16 protein-coding genes are annotated in these 16,873 nt (G+C 57.9%); 11 read left to right on the top strand and 5 right to left on the bottom strand.

Annotated elements, in window-relative coordinates; all coding sequences use genetic code 11:
• Positions 1-123 precede the first annotated feature (123 nt).
• Positions 124-360, top strand: coding sequence for a GNAT family N-acetyltransferase (locus MFLA_RS14910; RefSeq protein WP_011480144.1), 237 nt, complete (start codon positions 124-126; stop codon positions 358-360).
• Here the strand turns inward: MFLA_RS14910 and MFLA_RS09820 are convergent.
• Genes MFLA_RS09820 through MFLA_RS09800 form a run of 5 tightly spaced genes read right to left on the bottom strand, consistent with a single transcriptional unit; the run spans position 341 to position 5,082 of the window.
• Positions 341-817 (bottom strand): retropepsin-like aspartic protease family protein, encoded by a 477-nt coding sequence (locus MFLA_RS09820; protein ID WP_011480143.1) that lies wholly within the window; start codon positions 815-817, stop codon positions 341-343. The two genes, MFLA_RS14910 and MFLA_RS09820, sit on opposite strands and share 20 nt — an antisense overlap.
• A gap of 2 nt (positions 818-819) precedes the next feature.
• Positions 820-2,193 (bottom strand): phosphomannomutase/phosphoglucomutase, encoded by a 1,374-nt coding sequence (locus MFLA_RS09815; protein WP_011480142.1) that lies wholly within the window; start codon positions 2,191-2,193, stop codon positions 820-822.
• 41 nt (positions 2,194-2,234) lie between these two features.
• A complete protein-coding gene (gene iscX, locus MFLA_RS09810) occupies positions 2,235-2,429 on the bottom strand; it encodes a Fe-S cluster assembly protein IscX (protein ID WP_011480141.1) in 195 nt (64 codons plus the stop codon).
• A gap of 45 nt (positions 2,430-2,474) precedes the next feature.
• Positions 2,475-3,545 carry an NADH:flavin oxidoreductase/NADH oxidase gene (locus MFLA_RS09805; RefSeq protein ID WP_011480140.1) on the bottom strand — a complete coding sequence of 357 codons (1,071 nt, stop codon included), beginning with the start codon at positions 3,543-3,545 and terminating at the stop codon, positions 2,475-2,477.
• 13 nt (positions 3,546-3,558) lie between these two features.
• On the bottom strand, positions 3,559-5,082 hold the full coding sequence (locus MFLA_RS09800; RefSeq protein WP_048811952.1) for a fumarate hydratase: 1,524 nt from the start codon (positions 5,080-5,082) through the stop codon (positions 3,559-3,561).
• Positions 5,083-5,375: 293 nt separating this feature from the next.
• Between MFLA_RS09800 and glyA the strand changes: the two genes are divergently transcribed.
• The 10 genes from glyA to ftsB all read left to right on the top strand — a co-directional run bounded on the left by glyA (position 5,376) and on the right by ftsB (position 16,855).
• The gene (glyA, locus tag MFLA_RS09795) at positions 5,376-6,623 is read left to right on the top strand and encodes a serine hydroxymethyltransferase (RefSeq protein ID WP_048811676.1); all 1,248 of its coding nucleotides are present in this window, start codon (positions 5,376-5,378) and stop codon (positions 6,621-6,623) included.
• Between the two features lie 183 nt (positions 6,624-6,806).
• On the top strand, positions 6,807-7,253 hold the full coding sequence (nrdR, locus tag MFLA_RS09790; protein ID WP_011480137.1) for a transcriptional regulator NrdR: 447 nt from the start codon (positions 6,807-6,809) through the stop codon (positions 7,251-7,253).
• A gap of 176 nt (positions 7,254-7,429) precedes the next feature.
• A complete protein-coding gene (gene ribD / locus MFLA_RS09785; protein WP_011480136.1) occupies positions 7,430-8,563 on the top strand; it encodes a bifunctional diaminohydroxyphosphoribosylaminopyrimidine deaminase/5-amino-6-(5-phosphoribosylamino)uracil reductase RibD in 1,134 nt (377 codons plus the stop codon).
• 7 nt (positions 8,564-8,570) lie between these two features.
• Positions 8,571-9,377, top strand: a complete 807-nt coding sequence (locus MFLA_RS09780; RefSeq protein ID WP_011480135.1) for a TatD family hydrolase — start codon at positions 8,571-8,573, stop codon at positions 9,375-9,377.
• Positions 9,378-9,957: 580 nt separating this feature from the next.
• A complete protein-coding gene (gene mtnA / locus MFLA_RS09775) occupies positions 9,958-11,085 on the top strand; it encodes an S-methyl-5-thioribose-1-phosphate isomerase (protein ID WP_011480134.1) in 1,128 nt (375 codons plus the stop codon).
• A 9-nt stretch (positions 11,086-11,094) separates the two neighbouring features.
• The gene (locus MFLA_RS09770) at positions 11,095-12,558 is read left to right on the top strand and encodes a bifunctional ADP-dependent NAD(P)H-hydrate dehydratase/NAD(P)H-hydrate epimerase (RefSeq protein WP_011480133.1); all 1,464 of its coding nucleotides are present in this window, start codon (positions 11,095-11,097) and stop codon (positions 12,556-12,558) included.
• Positions 12,559-12,740: 182 nt separating this feature from the next.
• Positions 12,741-14,369, top strand: coding sequence for a CTP synthase (locus MFLA_RS09765; protein ID WP_011480132.1), 1,629 nt, complete (start codon positions 12,741-12,743; stop codon positions 14,367-14,369).
• Between the two features lie 5 nt (positions 14,370-14,374).
• Entirely contained in the window at positions 14,375-15,214 is an 840-nt protein-coding gene (gene kdsA / locus MFLA_RS09760; protein WP_011480131.1) for a 3-deoxy-8-phosphooctulonate synthase, read from the top strand.
• Positions 15,215-15,254: 40 nt separating this feature from the next.
• Positions 15,255-16,538, top strand: coding sequence for a phosphopyruvate hydratase (eno, locus tag MFLA_RS09755; protein WP_011480130.1), 1,284 nt, complete (start codon positions 15,255-15,257; stop codon positions 16,536-16,538).
• Entirely contained in the window at positions 16,535-16,855 is a 321-nt protein-coding gene (gene ftsB, locus MFLA_RS09750) for a cell division protein FtsB (RefSeq protein WP_011480129.1), read from the top strand. The genes eno and ftsB overlap by 4 nt, the downstream gene beginning before the upstream one ends.
• The last annotated feature ends 18 nt before the right edge of the window (positions 16,856-16,873 follow it).

Genomic DNA, 16,873 nt, shown 5'->3' with positions numbered 1-16,873 from the left:
TTATCGGTTTTGTGGGCTTGCATATCCCTGCCCATGATTTACCTTTTCAACCTTGTGTCGAAATTGGTTGGCGCCTGGCCGGACGTATTGGGGACAAGGGTACGCCTTCGAGGCTAGGCTGCCTTGCGTATAGGGTTTGAAGAGTTGGGGCTGGAGGAGATTGTGGCATTTGCCACTGCGGAAAATCGCCGCTCCATAGCGTTGATGGAGCGGCTCTCCATGCGGCAGGATATCGCAGGAAGTTTCGATCATCCCGCCGTTGCCGATATTCCGAGGTTAAGACCTCATGTGCTATACCGCCTGAGGCTTCACCGATGGCGGCAGGCGCAAGGAGCGCCGGCTATTCCTCAACCTGCGTAATCGTCATCTTGCCTTGGAATAGGCGGACATCCATGCGTGCCAGGAACGACATTCCCAGCAGTACGTCGCCATCTAGTCCAGGAGCAATCACGGCAGCGACATTGTCCGCCTTGACGCCGCCCAGCTGTACGGACTGCAGCCGGGTCATGTAGGCCACAGTCTCGCCATTGGCGGTGGAGGTACGAACTGCCTGGTTGCTTTTCAATTGCAGGCGCTCTGCAATGCGCGGCGATATGGCGACGCCGGTTGCGCCGGTATCCACCAGCACGTTGACCTTGACACCATTGATGAGCGCCTCGGCGCGATAATGCCCGTCAAGCCCGCGCTGCAGCGTGACGCTGGGAGCATCCCCCAGAATACCGATGCGGTTGGGGTTTAATGCACGATCCGCCAAGTGGTAGACCGCGCCTGCCAATGCCAGCCAGATGACCCACCATAGCAGCCGCGAGTTGCGCATGCTCAGAAAGGTAGCTTGGCGTTAGGCGCGGCAGCCAGGATGACGCTGCGGAATTGTTCCTGAATACGCTTGAGCGCCTCGGCATTGTCCGCTTCGAAGCGCAAGACGATCACGGGCGTAGTGTTGGAAGGGCGCATCAGGCCGAAACCATCACTGTATTCGACACGCAAGCCGTCGATAGTGATGACTTCGTTTGCCCCTTCGAACTTGGCGCTGGCCTGCAGCTCGCTGATTAAGCGGTGCGGCTCTCCTTCCCGCATGTGGATATGCTGCTCAGGGGTGCTGACGCTGTCGGGCAACGCATTGAGCACGGCGGAAGGATCGTCGAACTGGCTGAGGATTTCCAGCAGGCGCGCGCCGGAATACAAGCCGTCGTCGAAGCCGTACCAGCGTTCCTTGAAAAATATATGCCCGCTCATCTCACCAGCCAACGCAGCGCCGGTTTCCTTCATCTTGGCCTTGACCAGGGAGTGTCCGGTTTTCCACATCAATGGCTCGCCGCCGCGCTGCTTGATCCAGGGGGAAAGGTTGCGCGTGGATTTGACGTCGTAAATGATGGTAGCCTTGGGGCTGCGCTTGAGCACATCCTCGGCGAACAGCAGTAGTTGTCGATCCGGGTAGATGATGCTGCCATCCTTGGTGACCACGCCGAGACGGTCGCCGTCGCCATCGAAAGCGAACCCGATTTCGGATTGACCTGCCAGCAGGTTTTCGATCAGGTCCTTGAGATTTTCCGGGACTGAAGGATCAGGGTGATGGTTGGGGAAATGCCCATCCACTTCGCAGAACAATTCCTCCACCTCGCAGCCGAGCGCGCGGTAAAGCTTGCCTGCAAAAGCGCCGGGGACGCCGTTGCCGCAATCCACTGTCAGCTTGATGGGACGCTTGAGCTTGATGTCGGAGGCTATGCGTTCAATATAGGCAGGGGCAATGTCGTGGCTGCTTTCCGTGCCGTTGCCATGAACGAAGTCGTTGTTGTCGATACGCGCGCGCAGCCGTTGTATGGTGTCGCCGGACAAGGTTTCGCCTGCCAAGACCATTTTCAAGCCGTTGTATTCGGGCGGGTTATGGCTGCCGGTCACCATGACGCCGGAACCGGTCTGAAGATGGTAGGCGGCGAAATATACCATAGGAGTCGCTACTAGCCCGAGATTGATCACATCCAGGCCGCTCTTGCGGATACCGCGCGAAAGCGCTGCGGCAAGCTCGGGGCCGGATAGGCGGCCGTCATAGCCGATACAGATAGTTTTCTGGTCACGCAGCGCAGCTTCGCTGCCGATCGCATGGCCGATGGACTCCACGATTTCCGGGGTCAGGGTTTTACCGACGATGCCGCGGATATCGTAAGCTTTGAAGATTTCTTTTGGTGCTGTCATGGCGCTCCCTTAAATTGATGCTGAAAATGCTTGAATCTAGGTTATTCCGCTTCTTTTATCCATGCCATCTGGATGGCTTCCAGGATGCGTTCGCCGCATTTTTCCGGTTCGTCGTCGAAGTCTTCCAGCGCTAGTATCCAGTCATAGAGGTCGGTGAATCGTATTGTTTTCGGATCCACGTCAGGATATTTGTCGTATAGTGCTTCAGCGATTCGCTGGCTATCAGTCCATTTCATCATGTTTCCTTTCTGAGCGGCGCCAGTCCAAGCCGGCTCCTGCGATTATTCAATATGCTTGGCGCGCACATATTGCGCTGGCCATGTGACATCCGTACGCAATTCCTTGGCGGCATGCAGCGGCCAGTGCGGGTCACTCAGCAGCTTGCGCGCGAGCATGACGACATCGGCCTGTCCAGAGACGAGGATATGCTCAGCTTGTACGGCCGATGTGATCAACCCCACCGCGCCAGTCGCGATGCCAGTCTCGTGGCGGATGCGTTGTGCGAACTCGGTCTGGTACCCGGGCCCGGCAGGAATCTTGGCATCCAGGATCAAGCCGCCGCTGGAGCAGTCTATCAAATCTATTCCTGCCTCCTTGAGCCATTTGGCGAATTGTATCGATTGGTCGATGTCCCAGCCGCCTTCCACCCAGTCGGTCGCGGAAATGCGCACGAAAACAGGTTTGTCCTGCGGCCACAATGTGCGCAGATCGCGGGCAATATCCAGTGCTAGGCGGCAGCGGTTCTCCAGGCTACCGCCGTATTCGTCTTCACGGCGGTTGGATAGGGGAGAAAGAAATTCGTGCAATAGATAGCCGTGGGCGCAATGCAGTTCCAGCACCTCGAAGCCCGCATCTAGCGCGCGCTTGGCCGCGGCATGGAATTGCGCCGCGACCTGCTGGATTTCCTCACGGCTGAGGGCATGGGGCGTGCCATGCTCGGGCGTGACGGGAATGGCGGAGGGAGCGAAGGTCTGCCAGCCGCCTTGTTCCGGAGGCAGGAATTTGCCGTCACGCCAAGGGGCATCGCAAGAGGCTTTGCGCCCTGCATGAGCGATCTGGATGGCAGGGATGGCGCCCTGTTGTTTGATGAAATCCACGATGGGCTTGAATGCCTGGGTGTGGGCGTCTGACCATAGCCCCAGGCAGAAAGGCGTAATGCGGCCTTCGGGCGCTACCGCTGTCGCCTCGACGATGATCAGGCCTGCGCCGCCCACAGCCAGGCCACCGAGATGCACCAGGTGCCAGTGATTGGCGATACCTTCCTCGGCGGAATACTGGCACATGGGCGAGACGAAAATACGGTTCTTGATTTCAGTGTCGCGGAAACGGATCGGGGTAAACAATTTAGCCATGGATAAATCCTGTCTATTCGCTGAAAATGGGGATGTTAGCAATTCTGGGACGCCACTCGGCCGGGCCGGTATCATGCACAGCGTGGCCTCGGCTATCCACGGCCACCGTCACGGGCATATCCTCCACCGTGAATTCGTAGATGGCTTCCATGCCCAGGTCGGCAAATGCCACGATACGAGATGCCTTGATGGCCTGCGAGATCAGGTAGGCTGCGCCGCCGATCGCGATCAGGTAGACCGATTGATGCCGCTTGATGGACTGTACGGTGGCTTCGCCGCGCTCGGCCTTGCCTATCATGCCGAGCAGGCCGGTTTGGGTCAGCATGGTCTCCGTGAAGCGGTCCATACGTGTGGCGGTGGTGGGGCCCGCTGGGCCAATGATTTCATCGCCTACCGGGTCGACCGGCCCGACGTAATAGATGAAGCGGTTGGTGAAGTCCAGGCCCTCCGGCATCGGCTCACCGCGGGCGATCAGGTCGACGATGCGCTTATGGGCGGCATCGCGCCCGGTGAGCAGTTTGCCCGAGAGCAGCAGTTTTTCTCCTGGCTGCCAGCTGATCACGTCTTCTCGTGTTACCTTGCCGAGATCGACCCGGCGCATGGGGGTGCTGGCATCCAGCGCAACTCGTGGCCAATCTTCCAGCCGGGGCGCAGGCAGGCGTGCTGGCCCAGTGCCATCCAATGTGAAATGCACATGGCGTGTGGCTGCGCAATTGGGAATGATGGCGACTGGTAGCGAAGTCGCATGGGTCGGGGCCTCCAGGATCTTCACATCCAGTACCGTTGTGAGTCCGCCCAGGCCTTGAGCGCCGATGCCGAGCCGGTTGACTTTCTCGTAGATTTCCAGGCGTAGCTCCTCTGCCCGTGTCTGAGGTCCCCTGGCTCTCAATGCCTGGATGTCGATGGGAGCAAACAAGGATTGCTTGGCGAGCAGTACGGCTTTTTCCGCCGTGCCGCCGATGCCGATGCCGAGTACCCCAGGTGGGCACCAGCCGGCACCCATTTCCGGTACTGTTTTCAGCACCCATTCGATGAGGTCGTCGGAAGGTTCCAGCATGGCGAGTTTGGATTTGTTTTCCGATCCACCACCTTTGGCGGCGATATGGATTTCCACCGTATCGCCGGGCACCATGTCCACATGTACGACAGACGGCGTGTTGTCGCGGGTATTGAGGCGCTTGCCCGCGGGGTCGCGCACGATGGAGGCGCGCAGGCGGTTGTCCGGGTCGAGGTAGGCGCGGCGTACACCTTCGTCCACCATCTCCTGCAGGCTCATGCTGGCCTGCCACTGCACGTTCATGCCGACGGAAACGAAGGCCACGACAATCCCGGTGTCTTGGCAGAGCGGGCGTTGTCCTTGTGCGCAGAGATAAGAGTTGATGAGGATTTGACCGATCGCATCCCGCGCTGCCGGAGACGGCTCACGCTGCCATGCATCGTGCATGGCAGCGAGGAAGTCCGGCGAATGGTAGCAGGCAATGTATTGCAATGCCTGGTGGATGCTGTCGATAAAATCTTCTTGGCGGATGAAGGCCATGATGGGGAATTCGAGATGGTATAAGTCGAGATTATACCTGACCGAGAGATTTGGGATGGGGGTGCATCTAGAGAACATCCTGGCAATCGACATGCCAATGATCATCAGCTTGCTTCTCAACCGGATACGACTTTGCCGCTAAGTCGTTTGGCTGTGTGGAGGCAGGTGGTGGTGGCTATTGGCCGCAGGCGGGCAATGCATCATTTTCATTGCCTCTGCATCTGTTTCAAAGCTGTCGTGCGGTGAACATGCTAAAATCCCGCCTATTCATTTCATACCCGAGATATCGAACCATGTTTAGCACGGCCAAAAACCTGAGCGTTGTTGATCCTGATCTTTGGAAATATGTGGAAGCAGAGCGCCATCGCCAGGACGAACACATTGAACTGATTGCCTCCGAGAATTACACCAGTCCTGCCGTGATGCAGGCGCAAGGTTCGCAACTGACCAACAAGTATGCAGAGGGCTATCCAGGCAAGCGATTCTATGGCGGCTGTGAATTCGTTGATGGTGTCGAGCAGCTGGCGATCGACCGCCTGAAGAAGCTGTTTGGCGCCGAGTATGCCAACGTACAGCCACACTCCGGCTCCCAGGCCAATCAGGCCGTATATTTCTCCGTCCTCAAGCCCGGCGACACCGTCATGGGGATGAATCTGGGCCATGGCGGGCACTTGACCCACGGCTCACCAGCCAACCTGTCCGGCAAGCTGTTCAACATCGTGCCTTACGGCCTGAATGACAAGGAAGAGATCGACTACGACGAGATGGAACGCATTGCGCTGGAATGCAAACCTAAGCTGCTGATCGGCGGGGCTTCTGCTTACGCCTTGCGTTTCGACTGGGCGCGCATGGCAGACATCGCCAAGAAAGTAGGCGCCTATTTCATGGTCGATATGGCGCATTATGCCGGCCTCATCGCGGCTGGCGTCTATCCCAACCCCGTGCCGCATGCCGATTTTGTCACCTCCACGACGCACAAGACCTTGCGTGGCCCGCGCGGCGGCCTGATCATGGCCAAGGCAGAGTTCGAGAAGTCGCTGAACTCCAGCGTATTCCCCAGCCTGCAAGGTGGTCCATTGATGCATGTCATCGCTGCTAAGGCGGTTGCCTTCCTCGAGGCCGCCCAGCCAGAATTCAAGGCCTACCAGGAACAAGTATTAAAGAACGCCGACACCATGGCCAAGACCTTGGCTTCTCGAGGCTTGCGCATCATCTCCGGCGGCACGCAGTCGCATGTGTTCCTGGTCGACCTGCGTCCCAAGGGGCTGACTGGCAAGGCGGCTGACGCCTATCTTGGGCAGGCGCATATCACCGTGAACAAGAACGCCATCCCAAACGACCCCGAGAGCCCATTCGTCACTTCCGGCATACGCATCGGTTCGCCCGCGATTACCACGCGCGGGTTCAAGGAGGCCGAAGCTGCAGAAGTGGCCAACTTGATTGCCGACATCCTTGATAACCCGACTGACGAGTCCGTCATCGCTGCGACCAAGGCCAAGGTGCATGCCTTGACCTCGCGCTTCCCGGTGTACGGCGCTTAGTGCGGCTAACAAAGCTCTCCTGGCGTTGTTGCTCTGCCTTGTGCCTGCAGCAGAGCCCCTAGCCAGGACCGCTACAGATGAGCTCTGTTGGCTGCATCTAGACATATCATCCATACAGAGCACGCCTTGTAGTCGGTGGAGTTTCTTATTTAAATTGCAGGAATTGCAGGGCAAAATTACGCAATGAAATGTCCATTCTGCGGTGCTGACGATACGCAAGTGATCGATTCCCGTGTCAACGAGGAAGGGGATTCCATTCGCCGCCGCCGCCGGTGCAACGCCTGCGACAAGCGTTTCACCACCTATGAGACAGCGGAATTGCATTTGCCGCAGGTCGTGAAACAGAATGGCAAACGCGAGGAATTCAACCGGGACAAGCTGCGGCTTTCCTTCACACGTCCTCTGCACAAGCGCCCGGTGCCGACCGAATATGTGGACAGAGCGCTCGAGCATATCGTGCAGAAAATTCTCGCCAAGGGTGAGCGCGAGATCATGGCGCGCGATCTTGGCGAAATTGTCATGCAGGAGCTGAAGGCCATCGATAAGGTAGCTTACATCCGTTTTGCATCAGTCTATCGCAGCTTTCAGGACGTCGATGACTTCAACGACGTGATTCGCGACTTGGATTGATTTAAGGATCGGTGACAAGCCGGTATCCGGAGTGAAAAGTACCGCTGCCAGTGATCTGGGGCGGTGTTTTTTTATTAGGATGGAACGAGGGGTGGAGTCAAGGCCTTCTTAGCTGGTTGGTTGAGGACTTCACACCGCTGCTCTCTGCTTGTCTCCTAGCCTTGCCAGCACTTATCATGGCAGGCATGAATACCTTTACCTCCCCAGAATTCTCCGCCAGCGACCACCACTATATGAATCTTGCGCTGCGTGAAGCGGCTCGTGGTTTGTACAGCACCAGTCCCAATCCGCGCGTCGGCTGCGTGATCGTCAAGGATGGCAAGGTGGTGGGGCGTGGCGCGCATCTCAGGGCGGGCGAGCCGCATGCGGAGGTGCATGCCTTGAGAATGGCCGGAGGGCAGGCGGCGGGCGCGGATGCTTACGTTACCCTGGAGCCGTGCAGTCATTTCGGGCGTACGCCGCCGTGTGCCGATGCCCTAGTCAAGGCGGGCGTCAGGCGCGTAGTTGCCGCCATGCAGGATCCCAATCCGCTGGTATCAGGCAGCGGGTTGAAGCGGCTGTCCACACATGGCATCGAAGTCGCCTACGGTTTGTTGGAACATGAAGCCAGGGAGCTGAATGCCGGGTTCATTTCACGCATGACCAGGCAACGCCCCTGGGTGCGCAGCAAGATTGCCGCCAGCCTGGATGGCAAGACCGGCCTGAACAATGGGCAGAGCAAGTGGATCACCGGCCCGTCGGCCCGTCAGCATGTACAACAATGGCGCGCGCAATCCTGCGCGATACTCACCGGTGTCGGCACTGTGCTCGCCGACGATCCTATGCTGACCGTACGGGATGTCACGCTTCTGCAGCAGCGGCATGGCGTCCAGCCTTGGCGCGTGATCGTCGATAGCCAATTGCGCACTCCGCCTGCAGCTGCGACGCTGCAGGCCGGCCGCGTGCTGATCGCCCATGCAGCCAGCCTACCTGTACAGGAAAAAGCCTTGCGGGATGCCGGTGCCGAATTGATCGCCATGCCCGGCCCCTCAGGACGGGTCGATCTGGAAGCCCTGTTGCACGCGCTGGCCCAGCGGCAGATCAACGATGTCATGGTGGAAGCTGGTGCGAGATTGAATGGCAGCCTGCTGTACGGCGGACTGGTGGACGAATTGCTGTTGTATTACGCACCAGTACTGCTGGGAGGTGGGGCGCGTGATATGTTCACCATGCCCGCCTTGCAGGAGATGCAGCAGAAAATTCAACTGCATGCGCTGGATTTCCGCCAGGTGGGTGCTGACTGGTTTGTGCGCGCCAAGCCGGTGAAGTGACGGCAGAATGGCCTGGCTGATCGATACCCATTGCCACCTCGACGCACCGGAGTTCGACCACGACCGGGATGAGGTGGCGCAGGCGGCTTGGCAAGCGGGCGTCGGCATCATTGTGGTCCCCGCGGTCGTGCGCGGCAATTTCGCGGCGGTACAGGCACTTGCAGGGCGTTATCGGGGCTGTGCCATGGCGCTTGGCATACACCCGCTATTCGTCGACCAGTCCCAGCCTCAAGATTTGGAGATGCTGGCCACGGAAATTGCACGTTATCGTGGTGATGTCGTCGCCGTAGGGGAAATCGGTCTGGATTTCTTTGTCGAGCATTATGACCGTGCGCGACAGGAGTTTTACTTCGTCGAGCAACTCAAGCTTGCGCGTGATTTCGACCTGCCCGTGCTGCTGCATGTCAGGCGTTCCGTGGATCAGGTTCTCAAGCAGGTGCGGCGTTTCAAGGTGCGGGGAATTGCCCATGCATTCAATGGCAGCCTGCAACAGGCCCAGGAATTCATCAGGCTGGGCTTCAAGCTGGGCTTCGGCGGTGCCATGACCTATGAGCGTGCGCTCAAAATACGCCATCTTGCCCAGGCATTGCCGCTGGACACTATCGTGCTGGAAACCGATGCGCCCGACATCCCTCCCGCATGGCTGGGACATCGCGGACGCAACGAGCCGGGACAACTGGTCCAGATTGCTGCAACATTGGCAGAAATCCGGGGCGAGGATGTAGCGTTGGTCATGGAAAAAACAAGCCAGAATGCGCTTGACATTTTGCCTGGGCTGGGGAATTTATGCACATCACCTCAAGTAACACTTTAAGGGCTGTTAAAAAATGTTAACAATCCAATGGCTTATGGTAACTGTATGATTTGTAAGGATTAATAAATAAGTTCATTTTTTGGGCGATTCGAAAAAAGCATTATGAATTGGGAAGTTACACTTTTAAGTCACAGGTATCCACAAAATTATCCACAGAATTTGTGGATAGCCGCGTTAGGGAGCAATCTGCACCTTGCCTAATGTGAGGGCCGATGCAGAAGGCAGTGATAAGGCAGGAAAATTGAAAACAGGAACCGTATTTATCGTGTAAATATGAACATGGTGTGACATATTGAATTTCATTTTTGCCGAATTTCTTTCTTTGCCTGATTTCTGACCAATCATTTCCTGCAAGTTGTGCACACATGCTCAAGGACTACTTAAGGTTTTTGCCGGAACTCCATTAAATCCAAAGATATATAAAAATTACTTTAAAATCATTTAGTTATGATATAGCCCAAAAAATGGGCAAACCAAAAATTCCTTTTAATTACAATAGTTACAATTTTAAGTCACCTCTATTCACAAAATTATCCACAGAATTTGTGGATAGTCATATTTCTTGTGTCCAGATAGAAAAATGAACATAGGTCAACAACTATTTCGCACCATTTGGCCGCTTGTCCGGGAGAAGGGCGAGCACACCGCGTATTGCGTGGCGATCATCGACCAGACGGTGCTGCCGCATGAGTGGCGGATCATTACCCTAGATTCTGTGGAGCAAATGGTGGATGCCATTCGTCGGATGCAGGTGCGTGGCGCCCCTTTGATCGGCGCGGCCGCTGCCTACGGGATGGCCTTGGCAAGCCAGGAATCCCCTAGCGAGCAGCATTTGCAGGCAGCAGCTTCGCGTTTGCTGGCCAGCCGTCCGACAGCCGTGAATTTGCGTTGGGCAGTGGAGCGCATGATGCGTACATTGCTTGTGGTGCCTGAAGCCCAGCGTTGTGAGTATGCCTGGCGGGAAGCTGACTGCATCGCCGACGAGGATGTCCGGATCAATCAGGCGATTGGCCAGCATGGCCTGGCCTTGCTACAGAGGTTGGCGGTGGGCAAGCCGGGCCGCCTCAACGTCCTCACGCACTGCAATGCCGGCTGGCTGGCGACCGTGGATTGGGGAACGGCGCTGGCCCCTGTTTATGCCGCCTTCGATGCAGGCATGGATGTGCACGTTTGGGTCGATGAAACCCGGCCGCGCAACCAGGGCGCCAGCCTGACGGCTTGGGAGCTGCAGCAGCACGGCGTGCCCTATACCATAGTGTGCGACAATGCAGGCGGGCACCTGATGCAGCATGGCAAGGTCGATTGCGTGATCGTGGGGGCGGATCGTGCTACCTGCGCCGGGGATATCTGCAATAAGATCGGCACCTATCTCAAGGCACTGGCTGCGGCAGACAATGGGGTGCCGTTCTACGCGGCAGTGCCGACGCCGACGATAGACTGGCAGATCGCCGATGCGAAGGATATCCCGATCGAAGAGCGGGATGTCGATGAAGTCCACATAGTGGCCGGGCGGGCGGAAAACGGATGCATGACCAGCGTGCGCGTGACGCCGGAAGGCAGCGCGGCAGCCAATCCCGCTTTCGATGTGACGCCTGCGCGGCTGGTGACTTCCATCATTACCGAGCATGGCTGCTATGCACCAGGCCGGTTGAGCGATATCCTGCAGCTTGTTGATCCAGCAATCCATCCGGTAACCATGCAAACATGACGCGAGCCCATGAAACCTTTATATGATCTAGCTCAACTGCGGGAAATCGAGCAGCGGCATGCTGCCGAGGGGCTGATGGAAAAAGCTGGACTGGCGGCTGCCAGCATGGCGAGAAAACTGCTACAAGAGCATGAATATAGCGTGCTGGTGCTGGCTGGGCCGGGGAACAACGGTGGCGACGCATTGGTTGCCGCGCGCCATCTCAGGGCGGCCTGGTACCAGGTGACCGTGGTATTTGTCGGCGACAGCACCAGGCTGCCTGCCGATGCAGCTGCTGCCTATGAGGCATGGATTGCCGCAGGTGGCGAGTTGCTTAATGAAATTCCGCCGCACGGGCGTTGGCAATTGGTGATCGATGGCTTATTCGGGATCGGCTTGTCCCGCGAGCTGGATGCCCGGTACTGTGAGCTGATCAGGCAGGTGAACGCACTCGGATTGCCGGTACTGGCGCTGGATATCCCCAGCGGATTATGCATGTCGACAGGACGTGTGCTGGGGGCTGCCGTCAAGGCCAGTCACACATTGAGCTTCATTGGCCTCAAGCCTGGCTTGTTTACCTTGGATGGCCCGGACCATGCGGGCGAGGTTCACCTTGAAACCCTGGGATTAGCGCAAGCGAATACCATCGCTACTGGCATGCTGGTCGACCAACCTCCAGCGCTACCCTTGCCGAGAACGCGCAACAGCCACAAGGGCAGTCACGGCAGCGTAGGCGTGATCGGCGGCGCCGAGCATATGACAGGGGCTGCAATCCTCGCTGCCCGGGCGGCGCTGCTGCTGGGGGCGGGGCGGGTGTATTGTGGCCTGCTCGCACATCAACCATGGGTACTGGATACGGCACAGGCGGAACTGATGCTACACGATGCCGCCACCGTGCCGGCGTTGTCCAGTGTGTTGGCAGTCGGCCCTGGCATGGGAACCTCGAGTGCGGCGATGGCTGTGTTGCATGAGGTGCTTGGGCAGTCGCAGTCTCTGGTGCTCGATGCGGATGCGCTCAACCTTGTTGCAGCCCATCATTCTCTGCAGCAGGCATTGAAGGGACGTCCTTTGGCAAGTACCGTGCTGACTCCACATCCCGGCGAGGCCGCCCGCCTGCTGGGATGTCGCAATGACGAAGTGCAGGCCGATCGCATTGCCAGCGCCCTGAAGCTCGCCCGTACATACCAGGCCGCCGTGGTGCTCAAGGGGTGCGGTAGCATCATTGCCTTGCCGGACGGGCGCTGGTTCGTCAACCGGAGCGGTAATCCCGGCATGGCGAGCGCCGGCATGGGCGATACCTTGTGCGGCATCATCGCTGCCTTGCTGGCGCAGTCCATGGGCATGGAACAGGCGTTATTGCTCGGGGTGTATCTGCATGGTGCCGCTGCCGATGCCCTGGTCGAGCGCGGTATCGGCCCGATCGGGCTGACTGCCGGAGAAGTGGCATGGGCTGCGAGGGATCTGCTCAATGCTTGGGTCTATGCTAAGACGTGACGCTCTGCCTCAGCGGCTGTCAAGATAGCTGCTGAAGCGATCATTCAAGTATAGGGCCTTACTGCTTGAATATTAATCACTCGGGCTTGCAGGGCGTTATAATGACGGATTTTCCCATTTGTCGGGCATAGGCGTTTGCAGTAAAATCTAGCCCCGTCCGCAATGTCCAAAGTGTTTATTCCATGACCAAATTCGTATTCGTTACCGGCGGGGTTGTTTCCTCTTTAGGTAAAGGCATTGCAGCCGCCAGCTTAGGCGCAATTCTTGAGTCGCGTGGCATCAAGGTGACCATGCTCAAGCTGGATCCTTATATTAACGTCGACCCGGGCACCATGAGCCCGTTCCAGCATGGCGAGGTGTTCGTCACCGACGACGGCGCCGAAACCGACCTCGACCTCGGCCATTACGAGCGCTTCATCAGCGCCCGCATGGGTAAGCGCAATAACTTCACTACCGGCCAGATCTACGAAACCGTGATCAAGAAGGAGCGCCGCGGTGAATACCTGGGCAAGACCGTGCAGGTGATTCCGCACATTACCGACGAGATCAAGGCGCATGTGAAGCGCGGCGCCGAAGGGGCCGATGTGGCGATTGTCGAAGTGGGCGGCACAGTGGGCGATATCGAGTCCCTGCCTTTCCTCGAAGCCATCCGTCAGATGGGCATCGAGGAGGGGCGCAGCAATACCTGTTTCATGCATCTGACGCTGCTGCCGTGGATTCCCACCGCAGGCGAGCTCAAGACCAAACCTACCCAGCATTCCGTGAAGGAGTTGCGCGAAATCGGCATCCAGCCAGACATCCTGCTCTGCCGTGCGGACCGTGCCATTCCCGAGGACGAAAAGCGCAAGATCGCATTATTTACTAATGTGCCTCACGAGGCTGTCATTTCGGTAGTCGATGCAGACAGTATTTACAGCATTCCTCGCATGCTGCACGACCAGATGCTGGACGAGATCGTCTGCCACAAGCTCAACCTGCTCGCGCGCGCGGCAGACCTGTCGAGCTGGAACCGCATCGTACATGCATTGAAGAACCCCAAGCATGAGGTCAATGTCGCCTTCGTCGGCAAGTATGTGGACCTGACCGAGTCCTACAAATCCCTGACCGAGGCGCTGATTCATGCCGGGATTCATAACGAGTCCAAAGTCAATATCCACTACATCGATTCCGAGGAGGTGGAAAAACACGGCACCGGCGAACTGGAGAAAATGGATGCCATCCTGGTGCCAGGCGGTTTCGGCAAGCGCGGGACGGAAGGCAAGATTGCCGCGATCCGCTATGCGCGTGAAAGCAAGACACCCTACCTGGGAATCTGCTTGGGGATGCAGCTGGCCGTCATCGAGTTTGCGCGCAACGTGGCAGGGCTCAAGGACGCCAATAGCACCGAATTCGACCCCCATACTCCTCATCCGCTTGTTGGCCTGATTACCGAATGGAAGAATGCCGACGGCAAGGTGGAGCAGCGCAGCGAGGATTCCGACCTCGGTGGCACGATGCGCCTGGGTGCGCAGAAATGTCCCATCGTGCCGGATACCAAGGCGTTTACCATCTACGGTGCGGAAGTCAACGAACGCCACCGCCACCGCTACGAAGTCAACAACCACTATGTGGACAAGCTGGAAAAGGCCGGCCTGGTGGTATCAGCGCGCACGCCGACCGAGCAGCTCTGTGAAATGGTTGAGCTGCCCAGCGAGGTACATCCTTGGTTCGTCGCCTGCCAGTTCCACCCTGAATTCACTTCCAATCCACGTACCGGGCATCCCTTGTTTAATGCCTATATTGCAGCGGCCCTGGCCAATAGAAAGGCGTAACCAACATGCAGCTTTGCGGTTTTGAGGTTGGCATAGACCAGCCCTTGTTCCTGATTGCCGGCCCATGCGTGATCGAGTCTCAGGAAATGGCGATCGAGACGGCTGGACAGCTCAAGGAAATCACGACAGCGCTGGGTATCAACTTCATCTACAAATCCTCTTACGACAAGGCCAACCGCAGTTCCAACAAGACTTTCCGTGGTTTCGGCATGGACGAGGGGTTGAAGATCCTAGACGAAGTGCGCCGACAGGTCGGCGTGCCCATTCTCACCGACGTGCATACTGAAGCACAGGTGCCACATGTAGCGGCAGTCGTGGATGTATTGCAGACACCAGCCTTTCTGTGCCGCCAGACTGACTTCATCACCGCCTGCGCCCAGTCCGGCAAGCCGGTGAATATCAAGAAGGGCCAGTTCCTGGCGCCCGGCGACATGAAGCAGGTAGTGCAGAAAGCGAAAGAAGCCAACGGCGGCGCGGATACCATCATGGTGTGCGAGCGTGGCGCTTCTTTTGGCTACAATACTTTAATCTCTGACATGCGTGGACTCGCCATCATGCGCGAGACGAATTGCCCGGTGGTGTTCGATGCCACGCATTCAGTCCAGCAGCCTGGTGGCCAGGGGGACAAGAGCGGCGGCCAGCGCGAGTTCGTGCCTGTGTTGGCGCGCGCCGCGGTTGCCAGCGGCGTGGCTGGGGTGTTCATGGAAACCCATCCCGATCCTGCCCAGGCCTTGTCCGACGGCCCGAACGCCTGGCCTTTGTCCAAGATGAAGGCATTGCTGGAAGTGTTGGTCGACCTCGACCGCGTGGTGAAAAAAGCCGGCTTCATCGAACATACGGTGTAAGCCGGAACAAAAATCCAAATCTACATTGAGGAAATAAAGCATGAGTGCCATTGTTGATATTATTGCCCGCGAGATCATTGATTCCCGCGGTAACCCCACTGTCGAGGTTGATGTCCTGCTCGAGTCCGGCGTGATCGGCCGTGCGGCCGTGCCTTCCGGTGCCTCCACCGGCACCAAGGAAGCGGTCGAACTGCGCGACGGCGACGCTGCGCGCTACCTCGGCAAGGGCGTGTTGCAGGCAGTCGAGAACGTCAATACCGAAATCACTGAAGCCATCATCGGCCTCGACGTTGAAGAACAGAGCTTCATCGACCAGACCCTGATCGACCTCGACGGCACCGAGAACAAGAGCCGCCTGGGTGCGAATGCGATCCTCGCGGTTTCCATGGCCTGCGCCCGTGCCGCCGCTGAAGAGTCCGGCCTGCCGCTCTACCGCTACCTCGGTGGTTCCGGCTTCATGCAATTGCCTACACCGATGATGAATATCATCAACGGCGGCGCGCATGCTGAAAACAGTGTGGATATGCAGGAGTTCATGATCATCCCTGCTGGCCTGCCGACATTCCGCGAAGCCCTGCGCGCAGGCGCTGAAGTGTTCCACGCCCTGAAGAAAATCCTGCACAGCGAAGGCCTGGCGACTACCGTGGGTGATGAAGGCGGTTTTGCGCCGGACCTGCCATCCAACGAAGCCGCGATCCAGTACATCCTGCAGGCGATCACCGCAGCCGGCTATGAGCCGGGTCGCGACATCCTGCTGGGCCTGGATTGCGCCAGCTCCGAGTTCTACAAGGACGGCCTCTACCACCTGGAATCCGAAGGCCTGCAGCTGACTTCAGCACAGTTTGCCGACTACCTGGCGACCTGGGTCGACAAGTATCCCATTGTCAGCATTGAGGACGGTATGTCCGAGCATGACTGGGACGGCTGGAAGTTGCTGACCGACCGCATCGGCAAGAAAGTACAGCTGGTGGGTGATGATCTGTTCGTGACCAATGCCAAGATACTGCGTGAAGGCATCCAGAAGGGCGTGGGTAACTCCGTGCTCATCAAGGTCAACCAGATCGGTACCCTGACCGAGACCTTCACCACCATCGAGACTGCCAAGCGCGCCGGCTATACCGCCGTGATCTCGCACCGCTCCGGCGAGACCGAGGACACCACGATTGCGGATATCTCGGTTGCGACCAATGCCTTGCAGATCAAGACTGGCTCCTTGTCGCGTTCCGAGCGTATCGCCAAGTACAACCAACTGCTGCGTATCGAGGAAGAGCTTGGTGATGCCACCAGCTACGCAGGCAAAGAAGCGTTTTATAATCTGAAGTGAGACTGCTCACCCTCATCTTCGTCGCCCTGATCGCCTTGCTGCAGTATCCGCTGTGGCTGGGTAAGGGCAGCTGGCTGAGGGTGTGGGACCTGAACCAGAAAATCGTTGCGCAGAAGGCCGTCAATGCCGAATTGAAGCTGCGCAACGATACCCTGGATGCTGAAGTGCGTGACCTCAAGCAGGGCAATGCCGCTATCGAGGAGCGTGCGCGCAGCGAGCTGGGCATGATCAAGCAGGACGAAGTCTTCTACCAGGTAATAGACCAGATGCCTGGCCAACCGGCTTCACCACCTGCCGCGCTGACCGGTGCACAATGAACTGCAGTCCGGGCCGGC

The sequence above is a fragment of the Methylobacillus flagellatus KT genome, from assembly GCF_000013705.1.
GTDB classification, from domain to species: domain Bacteria; phylum Pseudomonadota; class Gammaproteobacteria; order Burkholderiales; family Methylophilaceae; genus Methylobacillus; species Methylobacillus flagellatus.
This window is presented reverse-complemented; position numbering and strand designations above follow the sequence as displayed.